Genomic DNA, 21572 nt, shown 5'->3' with positions numbered 1-21572 from the left:
TTATGGCCGAAGGTAAGTACGTGCAGGTACGGGACGGTCTGCGGCTGCACTATCACGAGGCCGGCGCGGAGCATCCGAATACGGTGGTACTGCTGCACGGCGGCGGCCCCGGCGCCTCGGCGTGGAGTAACTTTTCCCGCAATATCCCGGTGTTCGCCAAATCCTTCCGCACGATCGCGGTCGATCAGCCCGGCTTCGGCCGTTCCGGCAAACCGGTCGACCATCCGCAGTACTTCAAGCACAGCGCGGACGCGGTCGTCGCCCTTCTCGATGAGCTCGGCGTAGAAAAGGCCCATCTGGTAGGGAATTCGCTCGGCGGTGGAGCTGCGGTGCGGCTGGCGCTGGACCACCCGGACCGGGCGGGCCGGCTCGTGCTGATGGGCCCGGGCGGGCTGAGCGTGAACGTGTTCGCGCCCGACCCCACCGAAGGCGTGAAGAACCTCGGCCGGTTCGCCGCGCCTCCCGGGCCCACCAAGGAAAAGCTCGAAGCATTCCTGCGGGTGATGGTCTACGACCAGTCGCTGATCACCGATGAACTGCTGGAGGAACGCTTCGCCGCGGCCAGCACTCCCGAGTCGCTCGCCGCGATGCGCGCGATGGGGGAGTCCTTCATGCGGCCGGATTCCTACGAGCAGGGCCTGTTGTGGCGGGAGGCCCATCGGCTCCGGCAGCGGGTGCTGCTGATCTGGGGCCGTGAGGACCGCGTCAACCCGCTCGACGGCGCACTGGTGGCGCTGAAGATGATCCCGCGCGCGCAGCTACACGTGTTCGGCCGCTGCGGGCACTGGGCTCAACTGGAGAAGTTCGACGAGTTCAACCGGCTTTCCCTGGATTTCCTTGGGGGTTCGTGATGGGCATTCGCTCACTGGGGTACCTGCGCATCGAGGCCACGGACATGGCGAAGTGGCGCGAGTACGGGCTCAAGGTGCTCGGCATGATCGAGGGCAAGGGCACCAATCCCGACGCGCTGTACCTGCGCATGGACGATTTTCCCGCCCGGCTGGTGATTTTCCCCGGCGAGGCGGACCGTCTCGCGCAGGCCGGCTGGGAGGTCGCCACCGCCGCGGAACTGGACGAGGTACGGGGCAGGCTGGAGTCGAACGGCGTGCCGTACAAGGAAGCCACCGCGGAGCAGCTTGCCGATCGACGGGTTACGGAGATGATCACGTTCGACGATCCCTCGGGCAACACCCTGGAGGTCTTCCACGGTGTCGCGCTGGAACATCGCCGCGTTGTGAGCCCGTACGGGCACCGGTTCGTGACGGAGGAACAAGGGCTCGGGCACGTCGTGCTTTCGACGCACGACGACGAGGCCGCGCTCCGGTTCTACCGGGACGTGCTCGGTTTCCGGCTGCGTGACTCGATGCGGATGCCGCCGCAGATGGTGGGCAGGCCCGCGGACGGTGAGCCGGCCTGGCTGCGCTTCTTCGGCTGCAATCCCCGGCACCACAGTCTCGCGTTCCTGCCGATGCCGACCCCCAGCGGGATCGTGCACCTCATGGTCGAGGTCGAGAACACCGACGACGTCGGCCTCTGCCTGGACAGGGCGAAACGGCGCAAGGTCCCGATGTCGGCGACGCTCGGCAGGCACGTGAACGATCTGATGTTGTCCTTCTACATGAAGACCCCCGGTGGGTTCGACGTGGAGTTCGGGTGCGAGGGGCGTCAGGTCGACGACGACGACTGGATCGCCCGTGAGAGTACGGCGGTCAGCCTGTGGGGCCACGACTTCAGCGTCGGGATGCAGCAGTGATCTCCGGTTCCGGTGTGTCCGAAGTGGACTCGGCGCGCTTCCGTCAGGCGCTGGGTCACTTCTGTACCGGGATCACCGTGGTCGCGGCCCACAGCGGCGAGGAGCCGGTCGGGTTCGCCTGCCAGTCCTTCGCCGCGTTGTCCCTGGACCCTCCGCTGGTGTTGTTCTGCCCCAGCAGGACTTCCCGGACGTGGCCGGTCATCGAGGGGACCGGCCGGTTCGCGGTCAGCGTACTGGCGGAGGAACAACGTGACGTCAGTTCCGTCTTCGGTTCACGCGGGGCGGACAAGTTCGGCGCGGTCGAATGGACCCGGGCTCCGTCGGGTTCGCCGGTTCTCGCCGGTGCCCTGACCTGGGTCGACTGCGAGCTGGACATGGTGCACGAGGCCGGCGACCACTATGTGGCGGTCGGCCGGGTGACGGCCCTGGGTGACCCCTCCGGTGGGAAGCCGCTGTTGTTCTACCGCGGCCAGTACACCGGGGCGGAGCCCCTGCGCAACGATCTGGCACCGATGCTGGCCTGGGCCGCTCCCGACGACTGGCTGTGAACCGGGTTCAGTCAGCGCTCGATATCGCCTCCACCGACCGGCCGGTGGTGCGCGGGCCGAGTACCGCGACATCCACGACCAGGATCGCCATCGCGATCGCGACTATCGCGAACATCCCGCCCGCGCCCTGGTGCTGGAGCACCGGCAGCAGGATGAACGGCATGGCGGCGGTCGCCAGCCGGGACAGTGAGTAGGCCGATCCCGCCGCCGTCGCGCGCAGCGAGGTCGGGAACAACTCGGCCTGGTACGTGTGGAACGCGTTCGAGAAGACGTTGCTGATGGCGGTGTAGCAGAACCCGAGGATCGCGATCGCCACACCTGTTGTGGAGTAACCGAAAGCGAGACCGAACATCGCCATGCCCAGCGCACTGGCGACGATCAGCCACTTCCGCTGCACCCGCTCCATCACCGGGATCGACAGCGCCGAGCCGATCGGGTAGCCGAGGAACGTCAGAGCACTGAACAGCAGCGAATGGGTGAGGTCGAATCCCTTGGCCGCCAGGACGATCGGCACCAGGGAACCGAATCCGTAGTAGCCGAACGCCTGCAGCACCTGGAAGACGTAGAGCATCACCGTCCGCCGGCGCCAGGGCGGCCGGAACAGCGCCGAGCTGCGCTGTGGCTCCGGCTCGACCGGATGTTCGCGGACTTCCGGCTCGGGCAACGGACTATCGGCCGAGTTCTCCAGCCGTCGGATGACCTGGTCCGCTTCTTCGGCTCTGCCACGGGAGATGAGCCAGCGGGGTGACTCCGGCAACCCGGCCCGCAGCACCCAGACGATCGCGGAACCCAGCGCGCCGATCACGAACAGCCAGCGCCAGCCGTCGAAACCGAGTGGGCTGTGCCCGACCAGCGCCTGCGCGAGGAAACCGGCCGCGGGTACCCCGCAGAAGCCCACGGTGTACGCCCATGCCGTGGCCCTCCCGCGAGCGTGCGCCGGCAACAGATCTGCCAAATACGCGTCCGCGAGTGGTAATTCTGCACCGATTCCGATGCCCGCGACGAACCGGCAGACGACCAGCATCCACACGTCGGTGCTGAACGCGCCGAGCAGCGTGAACACCGAATAGATGGCGAGCGTCAGCAGGAGTGCGCGGCGGCGGCCGACCCAGTCGGCGAGCCTGCCGAGCGCGACCGCGCCGACGAACGCGCCGACGAAGGCGGACGCGAGCAGCGGCTTGAGTTCTGCGCTGGACACGCCGAACTCCTTGCCCAGCACCGTGCTCACGGTGCTGGCCAGGAACAGGTCGTACAGGTCGAAAAAGGTCGCCACGCCGACGACGGCGATCAGGTACCGGTGGAACCGAGTGACCGGAAGGCGGTCGAGACGTGCGGCCGTCGTTGGCTGCGCGGTGGTCATGGAGGCAAGTTAGCGCAGCGACGTCCGGTTTGAAAATACATACTTTGGCAGATGCGCGGGAGCCCGCTGTTCGTTTAGAGTCGTCGGTATGAGCGAAAGCCGACTCGAACACACTGACAAATCGTTGACCTGCAAGAGTTTTCACGTTCCGTGGCGCGGGAGCCGTGCCATGTGGACGAAGAGAGCCGGAGTGCGGGAGGGCGCGGGCCCGCCCGGTGAGTCGTGTCATGCGGCCGGAAACGGGCAGCAGGCCTGAATCCGACTACGCATGGCCCGGTGCTTTCTCCGCGCACCTCGTGCACAAAGTCAAGCGCTGCAACGCTTCCCGTTTGCGTGCGCAAGGTAGGGTCTTCGGTCTCGCCGAATGCGGCGCGGCCTGTGTCCCGGTCGCGCCCACCTCGGGGCGCGTCCGCTGTCCGACCTGCTGGCCGTGGCCTGGCACGGCGCGGGAATGAACCGCCGGGCGAAGGTGATCTTCAGCCCAAGTCCGGCACGACACGCGAAAGGTGGTGGTGTGGTTGACCGAACAGCTGGGTGGCGCTGTGTGCCCGCTTGAAAAAGCGGTGCGCCTCGTGCTCCCAGGTGATCGCGATTCCGCCGTGGAGCTGGATCATCTCCGCGGCAACGGTTGAGAAAGCCTCTGTGCAATAGGCTTTCGCGACCGCGGCCAGGCGCGCGCGGTCCACGTCCGGTTGCGTGGCCGCGTAAGCGGCCGACCGTGCGGTTTCGACCAGCACGTACAGGTCGGCCATCCGGTGCTTCAGCGCCTGGAAACCGCCGATGGGGCGGCCGAACTGCTCTCGCTGCTTGGTGTAGGCGACGGTGATGTCCAACGCTCGAGCGGCCGCGCCTGCCTGCTCGGCGGCGAGAGCGGCACAGGCGATGTCCCGGACGCGGTGGAGCGCGGGACGGAAGTCGCCGGTGCCGATCCGGGTGCCGGTCGTACCGGTGAGTTCGATGACGGCCAGTCCGCGGGTCTCGTCCATCGTGGTCGAGTGGATGCGACGGACCTGCCTCGGGTCGACCTCGAACAGGCCTAGTTCACCGTCGGTCTCCGCGATCACCAGAAGAATGTCGGCGAGGTCTCCGTCGAGGACGTAGTGCGCGCTACCGTCCAAAGTGGAGTCTTTCGCGGTCACGGCGGCCCGGTCCGGGCTCCAGGCGCCGTCGGCCGATGTCCAGGCAAGCGTCGCGATCGCGCCGTGGGCAATGGCCGGCAGCAGCCGCCGTGCCGCGGTCTCGTCGGCGGCTTCGAGGACTGCGTGAGCCGCGAGCACGGCCGATCCGAGGAAGGGCGCGGAGCTCAGCGCCCGGCCGAGTTCCTCGGCGACCACTTGCGCCTCACGCAGCCCACAGCCCAGCCCGCCATAGGCCTCGGGGATCGCCAGCCCGGCGACGCCGACCTGCTCGCACAGCACCTTCCATGGATCGGAGTGCCGTTCCAGCACCGCACAGACAGTCTCGCGCAGGGCATCTTGCTCGGGGGTGAAGGTCATACCGTTCCCTTCGCCTGCCTGGACGTGAAGGTTGGGACGGTCCCCGTGACATGGGCCGAGGTGGCCGTCATACCAGCGCCTCCAGCACACGGGAGCGGTGGAAGGCCTGCGTGCCCCAGGCGCTCACCAAGGCGCGCACCTTGGTGAGGCGCAGGCCGAGGGTGTGCTCGTCGGTGTAGCCGATCGCGCCGTGCACCTGCAGGCCGGTGCGGGCGGCGAGATGGGCGGCGTCGGCGGCGGCGACCTTGGCGGCGGAGACGTCACGTGGCCGCGTCGGCGTCCCTTCGGCGATTGCTGCGCCGTACAGCAGCGGGCGGGCCAGTTCCAGTTTGGTGGCCACGTCGGCGAGCAGGTGTTTCACTGCCTGGTACTGGCCGATCTCGCGACCGTACTGCTTGCGTTGCCGGGCGTAGGCGACGGTCGAGTCGAGCAGCCACTGCCCAGCGCCGAGCAGCTGGGCGGCGGTCGCGAGCGCACCGAGGTCGAAGGCGCGGCCGGGGTCGGCCGCGGTGCCGATGGGGTCGCCGGGTTCGGCGGTGAACAGCCGTCGTGCGCCGTCCACCGAGGACAGTGCGCGGCCGGGGGTGAAGACGGACAGACCGGAGTCCTGAACGCGCACCCGGAGTCCGGCGACGTCGGCGTCCAGGGCATACGGCACCTCGGGCGGTGCGACGATCGAGGCCAGGGTCTCGCCCGCGGCCACGTCGGCGAGCAGCTCGTCCTCGAGCAGGGCGGGCAGCACCGCGGCCGTGTCCACCCACGGTCCGGGTACGACGTGGTACCCGAGGCGCTCGAACGCCAGCACGAGTTCGACGGCATCGGCGCCGATGCCGTCGAACCGTTCGGGCACAGTCAAAGCGGTGACGCCGACCTCGGCCAGCCCGCGCCAGATCTTGAGCCCCGGCTCGTGCTCGCCGGAGGCCCAGGATCGGGCGGCCGCAGCTGTGTCCACACTGGACAGATAAGCGTCCAGTGTGGCGGAGAAGTCCTGTTGTTCCTGGGAAAGCGCGAATCTCATCGATCACCCCTGGGCAGTCCGAGCAGGCGTTCGGCGACGGTGTTGCGCTGGATCTGGTCGGTGCCACCGTAGATCGGGCCTGCCAGGGAGAACAGCCAGCCGTCCAGCCAGTCGCCGCGCAGTTCGGCCTCCGGGCCGAGCAGGTCGAGCGCCGTCTCGTGCAGGGCGACGTCCAGGTGCGACCAGTGCAGCTTGTTCACGCTCGACTCCGGGCCGAGCTCGCCGCCTTCGGTGAGCCTGGTGACGGTGCCGAACGTGTAGAGCTGGTAAGCCCGGGCGCCGATCCAGGCGTCCACCACCCGGTCGGCGGTCTCACGCGAGCCGCCGACCTCGCGCCACAGGCCGATGAGCCGGTCCGCGGCCGCGAGAAATCTGCCCGGGCTGCGAAGGGACAGCCCACGCTCGTTGTTGGCGGTGGTCATCGCCACGCGCCAGCCGGCGCCCGGTTCGCCGATCACATCGGCATCGGGCACGAACACCTCGTCGAGGAAGATCTCGGCGAAACCGGGCTCGCCGTCGAGTTGACGGATCGGGCGCACCTGCACGCCAGGAGAACGGAGGTCGAACATGAAGTAGGTCAAACCCTTGTGCCGCACGCTTTCCGGATCGCTGCGGAACAGGCCGAACGCACGGTCGGCGTAGGCGGCGCGCGAGCTCCACGTCTTCTGTCCGGACAGGAGCCAGCCGCCGTCGGTGCGGACCGCGCTACTGCGCAGGGCGGCGATGTCGCTGCCGGCCTCGGGTTCGGACCAGGCCTGGGCCCAGATCTGGTCGCCTCGGGCCATGCCGGGCAGGATCCGTGTGCGCTGTTCGTCGGTGCCGTGGGAGAACAGGGTCGGTGCCAGCATGAAGATACCGTTCTGGCTGACCCGGCCCGGTGCGCCGGACGCGTAGTACTCCTCCTCGAACACGACCCATTCGAGGAGGCTCGCGTCCCGGCCGCCGAACTCCTCCGGCCAGGAAACGACCGACCAGCGTGCGTCGGCGAGCTTGGCTTCCCAGGCGCGATGCTGCTCGAAGCCTTCAGCAGTGTCGAAGGAGGCCAAGGGCTCGGCGGGTACGTTGTCGGCCAGCCAGGTCCGTGCCTGGTCGCGGAAGGCCAGGGTGTGGTCGTCGAGATCGAGGTCCACGGTCAGGAGGCCTTGTTCGCGTCACGCATGGAACGGGCGTCCTGTCCGGCGAGGGAGTCGCCGCCGACCTCGGCGTTGTGCGCGTGTGCGAGATGGTGCAGGCCGAAGGCCGAGTCCATGCCGGAGCGCATGCCCATCAGGTCCTCGGCCTGATTCACCGCCTTCTTGGTCAGCGCAAGGCCGAACGGTGGCATTTCGGCGATCTTTTCGGCCAGGGCCAGGGTTTCGGCTTCGAGATCGGCGCGAGGCACGATGCGGTTGAGCATGCCCCATTCCTTCGCCTGCTGGGCGCTGAACCGTTCGCCGGTGAACAGCACCTCCTTGGCCGCGCGCGGGCCGAGCACCCAGGGATGCGCGAAATACTCGACGCCGGGAATGCCCATGCGCACCACAGGGTCGGCGAAAAACGCGTCGTCGGAGGCGATGATCATGTCGCACACCCAGGCGAGCATCAGCGCGCCCGCGATGCAGGCGCCTTGCACGCTCGCGAGCGTCGGCTTGGGGATTTCCCGCCAGCGGCGGCACATCCCCAGATACACCTCGGACTCGCGGGCGAAACGCTGATCGCCGCCGGCCTTGTCGACGTGGTCCCACCACAGCACGGCCTTGTTCTCGAACGATTTGTCGACGTCACGGCCGGGGGTCCCGATGTCATGCCCCGCGGAGAAATGCTTGCCCGCGCCGGCCAGCACGATCACCTTCACCCCGGCGTCGTCGACGGCGCGCGTGAACGCCTCGTCCAGCGCGTAGGTCATGGCCGAGTTCTGGGCGTTGCGGTACTCGGGGCGGTTCATTGTCACCAGTGCGACCGGACCGCGCCGTTCGTAGCGGACGACATCGTCACTCACGGGGCCTCCCTCAGGACTCGTTTCAGCACCTTGCCGGAGGCGTTCCGCGGCAGTTGCTCGCGGAACTCCACCTGGCGGGGCACCTTGTAGTTGGCCAGGTTCTGTTTGCAGTACGTGATCACGTCCTCGGTGGACAGTCGCTGCCCGGGGACGAGGACGACGAAGGCCTTGCCCACCTCGCCGAGGCGCGGGTCGGGCACGCCGATCACGGCGGATTCGCTCACCCCGCTCAGCCGGGCGAGGGCCTGTTCCACCTCGGCGGGATAGACGTTGAACCCGCCGCAGATGTACATGTCCTTGATGCGGTCGGTGATCGTGAGGTAGCCCTGCTCGTCCAGGACACCGACGTCGCCGGTGTGCAGCCAGCCGCCGGGGTCGATGGCTTTCGCGGTGGCCTCGGCATCGTCGAGATAGCCGAGCATCACGTTCGGCCCCCGCAACAGGATCTCGCTTGTCTCGGGGTCCGTGCGCACCTCGATGCCGTCGGCGGCGCGGCCGCAGGTGCGGGCGACGGTCTTCGCGTCGTCCTCCGGGCGGCACATGGTCGCGACGACGGCTTCGGTGAGGCCGTACGCCGTGAGCACCGTGTCGAAACTCAGCTCCGACTGCATCCGTTCGACGAGCGCGACCGGCACCGTCGCGGCGCCGGTCACCGCGAGGCGAAGGCTGGACAGATCGCGCTTCGCGCGGTCGGGCGAGTTCAGCAACATCTGGTAGATCGTCGGCGCGCCAGGAAGAACGGTGATCCGCTCCTGCTCGATCGTGCGCAGGGTGCGGTCCACGTCAAAGGTGGTCTCCGGCAGCATCGTCGCCCCGCGGGAGATCGCGGCGAGAATCCCCGCCTTGTAGCCGAAGGTGTGGAAGAACGGATTGATCACCAGGTAGCGATCCTCGGCAGACAGCCGGCCGCGCTCGGCCCAGCCGTGCGCGACACCGAGCGCCTGCCGGTGCGCGCTCATCGCGCCCTTGCTGCGGCCGGTCGTACCCGAGGTGAACAGGATGTCGCTGACGTCGTCGGGGCGCACGGCGGCCGCCCGGGCATCGACGCCGCTGGTATCGCCGCTCCAATCCACCTCGCCGTCCACCGGAATCCGAAGCACCGTCCCGGGAATCCGGGTGCCCGCCTCCACGATCTGCTCGAACCGGTCGACGCCGAGGAAGGGGCCGGCGACCACGAGCGCCCGCGCGTCCGTGCGCTCGATGACGTCGCGCATCTCGGGTCCGGTGAACCGGGTGCTGATCGGCACCAGCGACGCGCCCGTGTGCAGTGCGCCCAATGCCGCGATCACCCAGTGATACGTATTGGGGGAACAGATCGCGATCCGGTCGCCCGGCTGGATTCCCTCTTCCAGGAATAGCCCCGCGCACCGGCGAATCCGCTCGTACAGTTCCGCGTAGGTCAGGCGCACCGGACCGTCGACCACCGCTTCACGATCGCCGAACCGTTCCGCTGCCCGGACGACCGCGGCCGGGATGGTTTCCATGACGCTGCTCCCTAGCAAGTGCTTGGTAGGGTAGCCTACGCAGGAGGCCTCGTTTTGAACAGAGGAGGTGCGGTGTCCGAGTTCCGGGATAGGGCGCGAACCTGGCTGGCGGAGAACCTCGCCGGGGAGTTCGCGGGCCTGCGTGGTCTTGGCGGGCCTGGCCGTGAGGACGAGGCATTCGCCGAACGCGTCGCGTGGGAACGGCATCTCGCGAGCGCGGGCTGGAACTGCCTTGGCTGGCCGGCCGAGCACGGCGGGGCCGGGGCGACGCTCGAAGAACAGGTCATCTTCCACGAGGAGTACGCGCGGGCGGAGGCGCCGGCCAAGGTCAGCCACCTCGGCCAGGAACTGCTCGGCCCGACGCTGATCGCGTTCGGTACTTCTGAACAGCAGCGCCGTTTCCTGCCGAAGATCGTGTCGGTGGACGAACTGTGGTGCCAGGGATATTCCGAACCCGGCGCGGGCTCCGACCTCGCCGCGGTCTCCACCAGCGCCCGGCTCGAAAACGGCGAATGGGTGATCCGCGGCCAGAAGATCTGGACCTCGCTCGCCCACGTCGCGGACTGGTGTTTCGTGCTGGCCCGCACCGAACCCGGGTCGAAACGGCACCACGGCCTGTCCTACCTGCTGGTGCCGATGCGCCAGCCGGGCATCGAGGTGCGGCCGATCCGGCAGCTCACCGGGACCAGCGAGTTCAACGAGGTCTTCTTCGACGACGCCCGCACCGATGAAGCTCTTGTCGTCGGGGCGCCCGGCGACGGCTGGCGCGTCGCGATGGGCACTCTCGCTTTCGAGCGGGGCGTCGCGACGCTCGGCCAGCAGGTCGGGTTCCGGCGCGAGCTCGTCGCGCTGACCAAGCTCGCCGAGGAGAACGGCGCCGCCAAGGATCCGGTGATCGCCGAGCGGCTCGCCCGGTCCTGGATGGGCCTGGAGGTCATGCGCGCACACGCCGCGCGCACGCTCGGCTCGCAGGCGCCGGGCGTCGCCGAAGTGTCCAAACTGGTCTGGGCGAACTGGCATCGCGAACTCGGTGAGCTTGCGATGACGGTACGAGGAGCGGCCTCCCTGGTCGAGGAGGACGCCTGGCGGCGGCTGTACCTGTTCAGCCGTGCGGACACCATCTACGGCGGCTCCAACGAGATCCAGCGCAACATCATCGCCGAGCGGGTGCTCGGCCTGCCCCGAGAGGTGCGCCCATGATCCCGGTCCCGAAGTACCCCGAAGGCGCGAACCTGTTGCGGGACAAGGTGGTCGTGGTCACGGCGGCGGCCGGGACCGGTATCGGCTCCGCCGTCGCGCAGCGCAGCCTCGAAGAAGGCGCGAAGGTCGTGCTCAGCGACTGGCACGAGCGCAGGCTCGGAGAGAAGCTCGACGAGCTCTCCGGCCTCGGCGAGGTGCACGCGATCCCGTGCGACGTCACCGACGAGAGCCAGGTGCAGGCGCTCGTCGACGGCGCGGCCGCGCAGTTCGGCCGGATCGACGTGCTGATCAACAACGCCGGACTGGGTGGCAGCAAGTCCATTGTGGACATGACCGACGAGGAGTGGACACGCGTCCTCGATGTGACCCTCAACGGTACGTTCCGCGCCACCCGGGCCGCGTTGCGCACCTTCATCGCACAGGGCAACGGGGGCGCGATCGTCAACAACGCTTCCGTCATCGGCTGGCGTGCCCAGGCTGAGCAGGCCCACTACGCCGCCGCGAAGGCCGGGGTGATGGCGCTGACCCGGTGCGCCGCGGTGGACGTCGCCGAGCACGGGATCCGCGTCAACGCCGTCGCACCGAGCCTCGCGATGCATCCGTTCCTGGCCAAGGTGACCACCGAGGAACTCCTGGCGGAACTGACCTCGCGCGAGGCATCGGGGAGGGCGGCTCAACCGTGGGAAGTGGCGAATGTGATGGTATTCCTCGCCAGCGACTACGCGTCGTACCTGACCGGTGAGGTGATCTCCGTGAGCAGCCAGCATGCCTGAGGTGAACTCCGGCCGTCGCGCCGAACTACTGAACCTGGCCGCCCGGCTCTTCGCCGAGCACGGCTACAAGTCGACCACGGTCCGGGACATCGCGGACGCCGCCGGCATTCTCTCCGGCAGCCTGTACCACCATTTCGACTCCAAGGAGTCGATGGCCGACGAGATCCTCGGCGGCTTCCTCGACGGGCTGTTCGGCCGCTACAGCGAGATCGTCGCGATGGGGCTCGGGCCGCGGAAAACCCTGGAAGCCATCGTGATCGCGTCCTTCGAGGCGATCGACTCGCATCCGGCCGAGGTCGCGATCTACCAGAACGAGGCCAAACACCTCGCCAAGCTCGGCCGGTTCGGCTACCTCGACCGCCGCAACACCGAGTTCCGCGCTCTCTGGACCGACCTGCTCACCGCGGGCGTCGCCGAAGGGGCGTTCCGCCCCGACCTCGACGTCGACGTGGTGTACCGGTTCATCCGGGACACCGTGTGGGTGGCGGTGCACTGGTACAACCCGAAGGGTTCGCTGCCGGTGGCGGAGATCGCCCAGCAGTACCTGTCGATCGTGCTGGACGGTATCGCCACCCGGCGGCGCCCCGCGAAGAGGAGAACAGATGGCTGAGGCCTACCTGCTCGATGCCCTCCGTACCCCGATCGGCCGCCGTGGCGGCGCGCTCAGCGCCCTGCACTCGGCCGATCTCGGCGCGCACGTGATCAAGGAGGCGGTGCGGCGCAACGGGATCGACCCGGCGCTCGTCGACGACGTCATCTTCGGCTGCACCGACACGCTCGGCTCACAGGCGGGCAACATCGCCCGTACGGCCTGGCTCGCCGCCGGGCTGCCGGACCACGTGCCGGGCGTGACCATCGACCGGCAGTGCGGCTCGTCGCAGCAGGCCGTGACGTTCGCCGCGCAGGCCGTGCTGTCCGGCACGATGGACCTGGTGCTGGCCGGCGGTGTGCAGAACATGAGCCAGATCCCGATCAGCGCGGCGATGCTGGCAGGCCGCGAATACGGGTTCGACGACCCGTTCTCCGGTTCCAAGGGCTGGCAGGAACGCTACGGCAGCACCGAGGTCTCCCAGTTCCGCAGCGCGGAGATGATCGCCGAGCACTGGGATCTCTCGCGTGAAGCCATGGAGGAGTTCGCCTACCGCAGCCATCAACGCGCGATCTCGGCCGTCGACGAAGGCCGGTTCGATGCCGAAATCGTTCCCGTCGACGGGTTCCGTCACGACGAGGGGCCGCGGCGGGACACCAGCCTGGAGCGGATGGCCGGGCTGAAACCGCTTTCCGAAGGCGGCAGGCTCACTGCCGCCGTGTCGAGCCAGATCTCCGACGGCGCGAGCGCCGCGCTGATCGCTTCCGAGGATTTCGTACGTGAGCACGGAATCACCCCTCGGGCACGGATTCACCATGTGTCGGTGCGCGCGGCCGACCCGGTGTGGATGCTGACCGGGCCGATCCCGGCCACCGCGCGCGCCCTGCAGAAGACCGGGCTCGGCGTGCACGACATCGATCTGTTCGAGGTGAACGAGGCATTCGCCAGCGTGGTGCTGGCGTGGCTGGACGAGACCGGCGCCGATCCGGAGCGGGTCAACGTGAACGGTGGCGGTATCGCGCTCGGGCATCCGATCGGCGCCACCGGCACCAAGCTGCTGGCCACCCTGCTGCACGAGCTGGAGCGCCGTGGCGGCCGGTACGGGCTGCAGACGATGTGCGAAGGCGGCGGTACGGCCAACGTCACGATCATCGAAAGTCTACAAAGGACTTGAGGACCCCCGGGCGGTGCCGAACTGGGGGAGGAGGGCGCCGCCCGGAGGCCGTTGGCCCCGGCACCCGAGGGGGAGTTGTGCGCCGGAGCGCGGCCGACGCGAAACTGGGGAGGATGACGTCGACCGCCATCTCTCAGCGTACAGCTAGTCCGAGGCAATCGGTGCGCATCGCGAACGGCGACCTTTACCGGGCTCACAGCACCAGATCGGTCAGGATTTCCGCCAGGGCGGCCGCGAAGACCGCCGGGTTGCGTTGCGGCGCGAGATGCGCGCCCGGCATCTCCACGAACGGCAGGCCGAGTTCCAGCGCCAGGGTCCGCGCGGGCCGGTAGTGGTAGTAGCCGCGGCTGCCCTCACCGCCGGCGAGCACAATCGGCACGCGCGAACGCCGCAGTGCGTCCACGTCGGGCAGATAGTCGTAGAACCCGGTCAGCTCACGGGTGAACAATGTCCGCCATTCGGTCTCGTTGGGCAGCCGGATCGTCTTCAGCTCCGGCAGGCCCGCGCCCGCGATGGACCCCAGAAATCCCCCGAACGCGGCCATCAGGTCCCCGGCCTCGGTGCAGGCGACCTGTTCCGCGGCGAAGCCCAGCCACTCCTCGGCATCCGGCAGCAGACGTACTGCCGGTGGTTCGTGCGCCACGAGCCCGTCCACGGCTTCGGGATGCCGGGTGGCCAGCGCGAGCCCGATCTGCGCGCCGGCGCTGCTGCCGAAGGCCAGCGCCTTGCCGTAGCCGAAGAACTCGATCACGGCGCGCGCGTCGTCGGCGTGCCGTTCGACTGCGATCGGGCCCTCGGTGTTGTCCTTGCTGAGAAAATGCCCGCGCCGGTCGTAGCTGAGCACGGTGTAGGACTCCGCGAGTCTCTTCGCCAGCCCGCGGTAGCCCTCGGCGGCGCCGATACCGCCCGCGATCAGCAGCAGCGGTGGGCCATCGCCGAGGCGCTGGACATGCAGTTCGCCGTCCTCGACCGGGCACGCGGAACTCATGGCGGCAGTCAAGCACAGCGTGGTGCCGCCATCACAGCGTGCCCAGCCGAGCACAGATACCCGAAGCGTCCGCCACAATGCCTTCGATCAGCTCCGCGACGGTCGGCAGATCGGCCAGCAGCCCCACCACCTGCCCGGACGCCAGGACGCCCGCCCCGGTGTCACCTTCGACGAGGCCGGCGCGCAGCAGCATCGGGGTGTTCGCGGCCATGATCACCTGTGACCACGTCCGTTCCTGTTTCATCGCCAGGCCTTCGCGCAGCATCGACCGCCACGACAGCCCGGTGATCCGCTGGAACCGTCGCGCGTTGCGCGCGGCCCGGACGAACCCGGTCAACGCGCCCGAACGTTCCAGCCCGTCCACCAGTTCCGTGCGCAGCACCCGGTGCGGCATCCCGTCGACCTTCCTGGTCACCACGGTGTCGTTCAGGCCGCGGCCGAGATAGGCCTCCTTCACCGCGTCCGGCACCGTGCTTTCGCGGGTGAGCAGGAAGCGGGTGCCCATCGCGATGCCCGCCGCGCCGTAGGCGAGTGCCGCCGCGAGCCCGCGCCCGTCGAAGAACCCGCCGGCCGCGATCACCGGGATGTCCACGGCGTCGAGCACCGACGGCAGCAGCAACGTGGTCGCCACCCCGCCGGTGTGGCCGCCGCCTTCGCCGCCCTGCACGATCACCGCGTCCGCGCCCCAGCTCGCGACCTTCTCCGCATGCCGCGCCGCACCGATCGACGGGATCACCACGACGCCGGCGTCCTTGAGCCGCGCGATCATCTCCTTGCGCGGCGCCAGCGCGAACGAGGCGACCTTGACGCTCTCGCGGATCAACAGGCCGACCCGGCGTTCCGCGTCGTCGGCATCGGCGCGCAGGTTGACGCCGAACGGCTTCGCGGTGCGGGACCGGGTCTCCTTGACCGCGGCCTCCAGTTCGTCGTAGGTCATCGTGGCCGAGGCGAGTATGCCGAGCCCACCGGCCTCGGCGGTCGCCGAAACCAGCCGCGGCCCGGCGACCCAGCCCATCCCCGTCTGCACGACCGGATGCGCGATCCCGGTCAGCTCGGTGAGCGCGGTGCGCATCAGAACTCCTTGTCGCGGGTGGCTTTCGGGTCGATCACGGTACGCAGCAGGTGCAGCTCCTCCGGGCTCGGCAGCCGGCTTTCGACGGCCGACGAGGTGTCCAGTTCGAACGTGGTGTTCTCCACGACCTCGTCCACCGAAACCCCGGGGTGCACCGACAGCAGCCGGATCCCCTCCGGGCGCAGCTCCAGCACTCCCAGGTTCGTCACCACCCGGTGCAGGTCGTGGAAGCGCTGCACACCGGCTTGGCGGGCACGCTCGAATCCGATACCCGCCACCACGTCCACCTCGTTGACGAACACTCGGCGGCTGTGCCGCGGCACCCAGTAGCTCGTGCGGTGGTTGACCGTGTTGCCCGGGCTGCCGCGCATGCCGAGCAGCTGCTTCTTCGGCCGTTCGTGGTCGCCGATGGCGGAGATGTTCTGGTTGCCGTGCCGGTCGATCTGGTTCGCGCCCATCACCACGTGCCGTTTTCCGTGTGGCACCACGGTGTCCAGCATCTTGCGGAACGGCAGCCAGCCTTCCACGACCCCGTCGGACACCAGATACGCCTCACCGTTGGTGAGCAGCAGATCGGGTTCGAACGTGGCCCGCGCCAGCCGCGCACCGAGCGAAGGGATCAACCCCATCGGGCTGACCACGATCTCGCCGTCGCCGCGGAACAGCTCGGCACAGGCCACCACGGCCACTTCGGCCCTTGTCACGTCACTCATGCGAACTCCGCAACCGCGGCCTGGTAGGTCGCCTCGTCACCGGAGAGGAACCGGTCGACGAACCCCGGCCACTGGTCGAGGTCCTTCGCGGCCGCCGCGTAATGCCGCTGGAAGGCTTCGTCGCGCCCGTAGTCGGGGGCGGCGGTGGTGAAATGCGCGCCGTGCGGGGTTTCCACGACGCCGTGCACCTGCGCACGGCTGAGCAGCAGGCTCTGCACCGGACCACCCGACGCCAGTTCGTCGGTGTCCACGATCCGTTCCGTCGACACGTAACACTTGTCGGCGGCCAGCGCGAACAGCTCGTCGAAGTACGGGTCCGGGCCGAGGTACTGCGCGTTGCCGCGGGCGTCCGCGCGGTTGAGGTGCACGAGCGACGCGTCGAGTTTCAACGCCGGCACCGCCAGCAGCTCCTCATCGGTGTAGGGCGACTGCACTGTGCGCAGCCCGGGGTTGAACCGAAGCACGTCGGAGCCGAGGCCCGCGCGCGTCGGCAGGAACGGAAGCCGTTGTGCCGCAGCGGAAAGGCCGGTGCCGAACACGCCCTCGTCGTACTCGGTCACCTCGATGTCGCCTGCCTCGCGGACCCGGTTGAACCACGGGTCGAACGGGACCGTGTCGAGGGTGACGAAGCCGAACACGAGCCGCCGGATCTTGCCGGCCGAGGCGAGCAGGCCGACGTCCGGGCCGCCGTAGGAGACGACGGTGAGGTCTTTCAACCCCGACCGCAGGATCGCCCGCACCAGCGCCATCGGCTTGCGCCGTGAACCCCAGCCGCCGATGCCGAGCGTCATCCCGTCCCAGAGCTGCGCGACGACGTCCTCCGCCGTCATGCGTTTGTCCATCACGCTCCCTTGTCCAGAAATGCCTGCCTCGCCTGGTCGGATACCCCGGCGAGGTTGAGTTCGAAGGTGAAGCCCTGCTCGTAGCGATAGCTGCGGTGCACGGGCTGCACGTCGATTCCGTTGATGGCCTGTTTCGCCGCCCGGATCACCCGGGTGTCCTTCGCCGCGATCTGCCGCGCGACCTCGAGCGCCTTCTCGTCGAGCCCTTCGCGCGGCACCACGGCGTACACGGAACCATGGTGGTGCAACTGATGCGCGTCGATCGTGCTCGCCGTGTAGTACAGCGCGCGCATCAGATGCTGGGGGACGAGCCGGGCGAGATGGGTCGCCGCACCGAGCGCGCCACGGTCCACTTCGGGCAGACCGAACGTCGCGTCTTCGGACGCCACAACGACATCCGCGTTGCCGACGAGACCGATCCCGCCGCCGAGGCAGAATCCCTGCACCGCGGCGATCACCGGCACGGCACAGTCGTACACCGCGGAGAACGCCGCCGCGCAGCCGTGGTTCGCTCCGATGAGCGCGTCGAAACCTTGCTCGCGCTGCATCTCCTTGATGTCCACGCCCGCGTTGAACCCGCGGCCTTCGGCTCGCAGGACGACCACGTGCGTCGCCGGATCCCGCCCCGCCGCGGTGATTTCGTCGGCCAGCTCTGTCCAGCCGCGCACGGTCAGCGCGTTGACCGGGGGAGAGTCCATGGTGACCACGGCTATGCCGGGCTCCGGACGGTTGGTGCTGATGGGCATCGGCGCCTTCTTCCAAACCTAGCACTTGCTTGGTAGGTTAACAGGGCGCCTGGCGGGCGCATAGTGCTAGGAGGTTCGCCGGTGAGCCTGGATCTGCGGCTCGAAGGCTCCGTCGCGCTGATCACCGGCGGCACCCGCGGGGTCGGCGCCGGAATAACGCGCACGCTGAAACGCGCCGGGGCGAGAGTCGTCACCTGCGGCCGCACCGAACCGGACGATCCCGAGGCGGAGTTCCTGCCTTGTGACGTCCGGGATCCGGAGCAGGTCGAGCAGCTGGTGGACCGCATCGTGGCGCGGTTCGGCTCGCTCGACGTGCTGGTCAACAACGCGGGCGGCGCGCCGTATGCCGAAGTGGCGGCATCTTCGCCGCGCCTGCACGAAAAGATCGTGAGTCTCAATCTGCTGGCCCCGCTGTATCTGGCACGGCAGGCGAATTCGGTGATGCAGCACCAGGAATCCGGCGGTTCGATCGTCAACATCAGCAGTGTCAGCGGCACCCGCCCATCGCCCGGAACGGCTTCGTACGGGGCGGCGAAGGCGGGGCTGGACAACCTCACGGCCACGCTCGCCGTGGAATGGGCGCCGAAGGTCCGGGTCAACGCGCTCACGGTGGGGATGGTCCGCACCGAGTTCGCGGCGACGCACTATCCGGATGACTCGGCGGTGGCCCGGACAGTCCCGTTAGGACGGTTGGCCGAGCCGGAGGAGGTCGGTGCCTGCGTCGCGTTCCTGGCTTCGCCGCTGGCCTCCTACGTGAGCGGGGCGACGTTGCAGGTACACGGCGGGGGCGAACGGCCACCCGTGATGTATGCGAAGGAGGAGAAGTGAGCGGAATCGTCGACGGCCGGGTCGTGATCGTCACCGGTGCGGGGCGGGGGCTCGGTCGCGCGCACGCGCTCGCTTTCGCGCGCGAGGGCGCGAGCGTCGTGGTCAACGACGTCGGCGTCGGGCTGGACGGCAGTGGCAACTCGACCGGACCTGCGCAGCAGGTGGTCGAGGAAATCGAGGCGCTGGGCGGCAAAGCGGTCGCCAACACCGACGACATCGCGGACTGGGCCGGTGCCGAACGGCTCGTCGCGACCGCGCTGGAACGGTTCGGCCGGCTCGATGTCCTGGTCAACAACGCGGGGTTCCTGCGCGACCGGATGCTGGTCAACCTCGGCGAGGACGGGTGGGACGCGGTGATCCGCGTGCACCTGAAGGGCCATTTCGCGCCGATGCGGCACGCTGCCGCGTACTGGCGCGCGGAAGCAAAGGCGGGCCGCACCCCGGACGCGCGGGTGATCAACACCAGTTCCGGTGCCGGCCTGCTGGGCAGCGTCGGGCAAGGAAACTATTCGGCGGCCAAGGCCGGTATCGCCGGGCTCACCGTGGTGGCGGCCGCGGAGTTCGGGCGCTACGGAATCACCGTGAACGCGATCGCCCCTTCGGCGCGCACCAGGATGACCGAGCAGACCTTCGACATGGCCGCCCCGGAGCAGGGTTTCGACGCGATGGCACCGGAAAACGTGTCCCCGCTGGTGGTCTGGCTCGGCAGCGCCGAATCGAAGGACGTGACCGGCCGGGTGTTCGAGGTGGAGGGCGGCAAGGTCTCGCTCGCGCAGAACTGGCGGCACGGGGTCACCGCGGACAAGGGCGCCCGGTGGGAGCCCGCGGAACTCGGCCCGGTGGTGGACCGGCTGATCGCCGACTCGCCCGAGCCCGAACCGGTATACGGCGCGAGCTGACCCGGCCGCCGCGCGGGCGGCCGGGCAGCGCTTACACCAGTGTCGCGATGGTGTCTGCGATCGGCGTCGTCGGGCGGCCGATGAGCTCGCGCAGCTCGCCGGTGACCGCGCCGAGCAGGCCGTCCTTGCGGTTGCCGTCCAGGGCCACGACGAACTCCGCTGTGCCTTCCGGCAGACCTGCTTCCAGCAGTGCGGCTTTGTGCTGTTCCGGCGTCAGATCGGTGTACGTGATGGACTTGCCGGTCGCCTTGGCGATCTCGTCGGCCAGTTCGTCATTCGTCCAGGCCGTGTCCCCGGACAGTTCGTAGATCTTGTTCTCGTGGCCCTCACCGGTGAGCACCGCGACGGCGGCCGCGGCGTAGTCGGCGCGCGCCGCGCTGGACACCTTGCCCTGGCCGGAGCTACCGGCGAAGGCACCGGTTTCGGCGGCCTGCTTGATCGTCTGCTCGTAGTTCTCGTTGTACCAACCGTTGCGCAGGAACGTATACGGCAGACCGGATTCGCGGATGAGCTCCTCGGTGGCCTTGTGCTCGGGCGCCAGGATGAGCGGGGACGAGTCCGCCTGCGGAGCGCTGGTGTAGGCGAGCAGACGTACCCCGGCTCGTTTCGCGGCGTCGACGACAGCGCGGTGCTGCGGCACTCGCCGCCCGACCTCGCTGCCGGAGATCAGCAGCACCTTCTCGGCGCCTTCGAGGGCGGCGGCCACGGCGGCGGGATCGTCGTAGTCCGCCTTCCTCACGGTGACGCCGAGGTCCGCGGCCTTCTCCGGATTGCGCACCGCGGCAACGATCTGCTCCGCGGGCAGCTTCTCCTTCAGTCCTTCGATGACGTGGCGGCCCAGCTGCCCGGTCGCGCCCGTGACAACGATCATGTGTCGACTCCTCACTCGTGCTACCGACCGAGAGTTTGTACTAACTTCTGGAAAGTACCAACCAGAAGTTAGTATCGTCACAAGGGCTTTTTCGGAAAGCCCGGTATCTTGGTCCTATGTCCGGTTGTGCGTCCGACGAGTCCGAGCTCGAGCATGCCCAGCTTGTGGCCGATGTATTCGCCCGCGCCTGTGACTCGCGCGGCGTGCTGGAACACATCACCGGTCGCTGGGGCACGCTGGCGCTGGCCGCGCTGAGCGAGGGCCCGTTCCGGTTCAACGCGCTGCGCCGCAAGGTCGACGGCGTCAGCGAGAAGATGCTGGCGCAGACGTTGCAGGCACTGGAGCGGGACGGTTTCGTGCACCGCGAGGCGGAGCCGACGATCCCGCCGCGGGTCGAGTACAGCCTGACGCCCGCCGGGGAGGCGGTCGCGGCCAAACTGCTTGACCTGATCGAGTTCGTGGAGTCCCGGCTGCCGGAGGTCGGCGAGGCCAGGGCCCGCTACGACGAGGCGAAGGCCGCCCGCGCGGTCTGACCCACTGCTCGACCCGGACGGCTTGGCTTTCGTCCGTTGTGGACTGTCCCGGGTCGCTGATCCGACCGGAGGTAGCCTGACCGTCGGCGCGCCCGACGTCCGGGTCGTGGCCGCAGGGCTGGGATCGGCTCGTGATTCGCTTACGTGCCAACGGTCGGGGCCCGGAGCGTAGCTACCGGATCCGTTGAGTCCCGGTTTTGTCGGTGCCTCGTGCGAGACTGCGTCCATGGTGAATTGGCGTGAGTTCAGCACTCGGGCACCGGACCTCGCGAGGGAGGTCCGGGCCCGGTTCGACGCGCACGAAACCCATGTCCTGGCCACCCTGCGCCGGGATGGTTCCCCGCGGGTCAGCGGCATCGAGGTCGATTTCGCCGGTGCGGAGCTGACAGCGGGTTCGATGCTCGACGCGCGCAAGGCGCGGGATCTGTTGCGCGACGGGCGGTTCGCCTTGCACGCCCATCCCGGCCCGAACGGGGACGCGAAGGTCTCCGGGGTGGCGGTCGAGATCACCGACCCGGCGGAGATCGAGGCGGTTCAGGGCGATTCCGTGCCCTGCAACCTGTTCCGGCTCGATCTCCGCGAGGTGGTGCTGACCACGGTGGAGGGCAGCACGCTGGTGGTGGAGTCCTGGCGCGCCGACCGGGGCGCGATCAGGTTCGAGCGTCCGGAGAACGGGCCGGTGGTGCGTATCGAACACTGACCCACAA

At 68.8% G+C, this 21572-nt stretch carries 23 protein-coding genes; 11 read left to right on the top strand and 12 right to left on the bottom strand.

Going from position 1 to position 21572, the window contains the following annotated elements; genetic code table 11:
* The first annotated feature begins 2 nt into the window (after window positions 1–2).
* Genes hsaD through hsaB form a run of 3 tightly spaced genes read left to right on the top strand, consistent with a single transcriptional unit; the run spans window position 3 to window position 2301 of the window.
* Window positions 3–851 carry a 4,5:9,10-diseco-3-hydroxy-5,9,17-trioxoandrosta-1(10),2-diene-4-oate hydrolase gene (hsaD, locus tag VHD82_RS12775; RefSeq protein WP_325701685.1) on the top strand — a complete coding sequence of 283 codons (849 nt, stop codon included), beginning with the start codon at window positions 3–5 and terminating at the stop codon, window positions 849–851.
* Window positions 851–1753, top strand: a complete 903-nt coding sequence (gene hsaC / locus VHD82_RS12770) for an iron-dependent extradiol dioxygenase HsaC (RefSeq protein ID WP_325701682.1) — start codon at window positions 851–853, stop codon at window positions 1751–1753. Before hsaD ends, hsaC begins: the two co-directional genes overlap by 1 nt.
* 14 nt (window positions 1754–1767) lie before the next feature.
* A complete protein-coding gene (hsaB, locus tag VHD82_RS12765) occupies window positions 1768–2301 on the top strand; it encodes a 3-hydroxy-9,10-secoandrosta-1,3,5(10)-triene-9,17-dione monooxygenase reductase subunit (protein ID WP_325701679.1) in 534 nt (177 codons plus the stop codon).
* A gap of 7 nt (window positions 2302–2308) precedes the next feature.
* On the opposite strand, the gene VHD82_RS12760 is transcribed toward hsaB, so the two are convergent.
* The 6 genes from VHD82_RS12760 to VHD82_RS12735 form a co-directional block, all read right to left on the bottom strand.
* Window positions 2309–3661 carry an MFS transporter gene (locus VHD82_RS12760; RefSeq protein ID WP_325701676.1) on the bottom strand — a complete coding sequence of 451 codons (1353 nt, stop codon included), beginning with the start codon at window positions 3659–3661 and terminating at the stop codon, window positions 2309–2311.
* 476 nt (window positions 3662–4137) lie between these two features.
* A complete protein-coding gene (locus VHD82_RS12755) occupies window positions 4138–5157 on the bottom strand; it encodes an acyl-CoA dehydrogenase family protein (RefSeq protein WP_325701673.1) in 1020 nt (339 codons plus the stop codon).
* A gap of 67 nt (window positions 5158–5224) precedes the next feature.
* On the bottom strand, window positions 5225–6175 hold the full coding sequence (locus VHD82_RS12750) for an acyl-CoA dehydrogenase family protein (protein ID WP_325701670.1): 951 nt from the start codon (window positions 6173–6175) through the stop codon (window positions 5225–5227).
* A complete protein-coding gene (locus VHD82_RS12745) occupies window positions 6172–7305 on the bottom strand; it encodes an acyl-CoA dehydrogenase family protein (protein ID WP_325701667.1) in 1134 nt (377 codons plus the stop codon). The genes VHD82_RS12750 and VHD82_RS12745 overlap by 4 nt, the downstream gene beginning before the upstream one ends.
* A 2-nt stretch (window positions 7306–7307) precedes the next feature.
* Complete coding sequence (locus VHD82_RS12740) at window positions 7308–8153, bottom strand: enoyl-CoA hydratase (RefSeq protein WP_325701663.1); 846 nt, start codon at window positions 8151–8153, stop codon at window positions 7308–7310.
* Window positions 8150–9637: a FadD3 family acyl-CoA ligase gene (locus tag VHD82_RS12735; RefSeq protein WP_325701661.1), complete on the bottom strand. Its 1488-nt coding sequence runs from the start codon at window positions 9635–9637 to the stop codon at window positions 8150–8152. The genes VHD82_RS12740 and VHD82_RS12735 overlap by 4 nt, the downstream gene beginning before the upstream one ends.
* Window positions 9638–9709: 72 nt before the next feature.
* Here VHD82_RS12735 and VHD82_RS12730 point away from each other — a divergent pair, with 72 nt between their 5' ends.
* Genes VHD82_RS12730 through VHD82_RS12715 form a run of 4 tightly spaced genes read left to right on the top strand, consistent with a single transcriptional unit; the run spans window position 9710 to window position 13373 of the window.
* A complete protein-coding gene (locus VHD82_RS12730; protein WP_325701659.1) occupies window positions 9710–10837 on the top strand; it encodes an acyl-CoA dehydrogenase family protein in 1128 nt (375 codons plus the stop codon).
* Window positions 10834–11610, top strand: coding sequence for an SDR family oxidoreductase (locus tag VHD82_RS12725; protein ID WP_325701656.1), 777 nt, complete (start codon window positions 10834–10836; stop codon window positions 11608–11610). Before VHD82_RS12730 ends, VHD82_RS12725 begins: the two co-directional genes overlap by 4 nt.
* The gene (locus tag VHD82_RS12720; RefSeq protein ID WP_325701654.1) at window positions 11603–12220 is read left to right on the top strand and encodes a TetR/AcrR family transcriptional regulator; all 618 of its coding nucleotides are present in this window, start codon (window positions 11603–11605) and stop codon (window positions 12218–12220) included. Before VHD82_RS12725 ends, VHD82_RS12720 begins: the two co-directional genes overlap by 8 nt.
* On the top strand, window positions 12213–13373 hold the full coding sequence (locus tag VHD82_RS12715; RefSeq protein ID WP_325701652.1) for an acetyl-CoA C-acetyltransferase: 1161 nt from the start codon (window positions 12213–12215) through the stop codon (window positions 13371–13373). The genes VHD82_RS12720 and VHD82_RS12715 overlap by 8 nt, the downstream gene beginning before the upstream one ends.
* Window positions 13374–13566: 193 nt before the next feature.
* Here VHD82_RS12715 and VHD82_RS12710 read toward each other — a convergent pair whose 3' ends face one another.
* From VHD82_RS12710 to VHD82_RS12690, 5 genes are read right to left on the bottom strand one after another with little or no spacing between them, the layout of a single operon-like run.
* Window positions 13567–14361, bottom strand: a complete 795-nt coding sequence (locus VHD82_RS12710) for an alpha/beta hydrolase (RefSeq protein ID WP_325701649.1) — start codon at window positions 14359–14361, stop codon at window positions 13567–13569.
* A 31-nt stretch (window positions 14362–14392) separates the two neighbouring features.
* A complete protein-coding gene (locus VHD82_RS12705; protein ID WP_325701646.1) occupies window positions 14393–15433 on the bottom strand; it encodes an NAD(P)H-dependent flavin oxidoreductase in 1041 nt (346 codons plus the stop codon).
* Window positions 15433–16146, bottom strand: a complete 714-nt coding sequence (locus tag VHD82_RS12700) for a CoA-transferase subunit beta (protein ID WP_325701643.1) — start codon at window positions 16144–16146, stop codon at window positions 15433–15435. Before VHD82_RS12700 ends, VHD82_RS12705 begins: the two co-directional genes overlap by 1 nt.
* A complete protein-coding gene (locus VHD82_RS12695) occupies window positions 16143–16991 on the bottom strand; it encodes a CoA transferase subunit A (protein ID WP_325701640.1) in 849 nt (282 codons plus the stop codon). The genes VHD82_RS12700 and VHD82_RS12695 overlap by 4 nt, the downstream gene beginning before the upstream one ends.
* Complete coding sequence (locus VHD82_RS12690) at window positions 16988–17734, bottom strand: enoyl-CoA hydratase family protein (protein ID WP_325701637.1); 747 nt, start codon at window positions 17732–17734, stop codon at window positions 16988–16990. The genes VHD82_RS12695 and VHD82_RS12690 overlap by 4 nt, the downstream gene beginning before the upstream one ends.
* A gap of 81 nt (window positions 17735–17815) precedes the next feature.
* Between VHD82_RS12690 and VHD82_RS12685 the strand changes: the two genes are divergently transcribed.
* Window positions 17816–18562: an SDR family oxidoreductase gene (locus tag VHD82_RS12685; protein ID WP_325701634.1), complete on the top strand. Its 747-nt coding sequence runs from the start codon at window positions 17816–17818 to the stop codon at window positions 18560–18562.
* Window positions 18559–19461: an SDR family oxidoreductase gene (locus VHD82_RS12680; protein ID WP_325701631.1), complete on the top strand. Its 903-nt coding sequence runs from the start codon at window positions 18559–18561 to the stop codon at window positions 19459–19461. The genes VHD82_RS12685 and VHD82_RS12680 overlap by 4 nt, the downstream gene beginning before the upstream one ends.
* A 31-nt stretch (window positions 19462–19492) precedes the next feature.
* Here VHD82_RS12680 and VHD82_RS12675 read toward each other — a convergent pair whose 3' ends face one another.
* Window positions 19493–20332, bottom strand: a complete 840-nt coding sequence (locus VHD82_RS12675) for an SDR family oxidoreductase (protein ID WP_325701628.1) — start codon at window positions 20330–20332, stop codon at window positions 19493–19495.
* A gap of 116 nt (window positions 20333–20448) precedes the next feature.
* On the opposite strand from VHD82_RS12675, the gene VHD82_RS12670 reads away from it, so the two are divergent.
* Window positions 20449–20865, top strand: coding sequence for a helix-turn-helix domain-containing protein (locus tag VHD82_RS12670; protein WP_325701625.1), 417 nt, complete (start codon window positions 20449–20451; stop codon window positions 20863–20865).
* A gap of 226 nt (window positions 20866–21091) precedes the next feature.
* Window positions 21092–21565, top strand: a complete 474-nt coding sequence (locus VHD82_RS12665) for a pyridoxamine 5'-phosphate oxidase family protein (protein ID WP_325701622.1) — start codon at window positions 21092–21094, stop codon at window positions 21563–21565.
* Window positions 21566–21572: the final 7 nt, after the last annotated feature.

The sequence above is a fragment of the Amycolatopsis sp. genome (assembly GCF_035546795.1).
Taxonomy (GTDB): domain Bacteria; phylum Actinomycetota; class Actinomycetes; order Mycobacteriales; family Pseudonocardiaceae; genus Amycolatopsis_E.
This window is presented reverse-complemented; position numbering and strand designations above follow the sequence as displayed.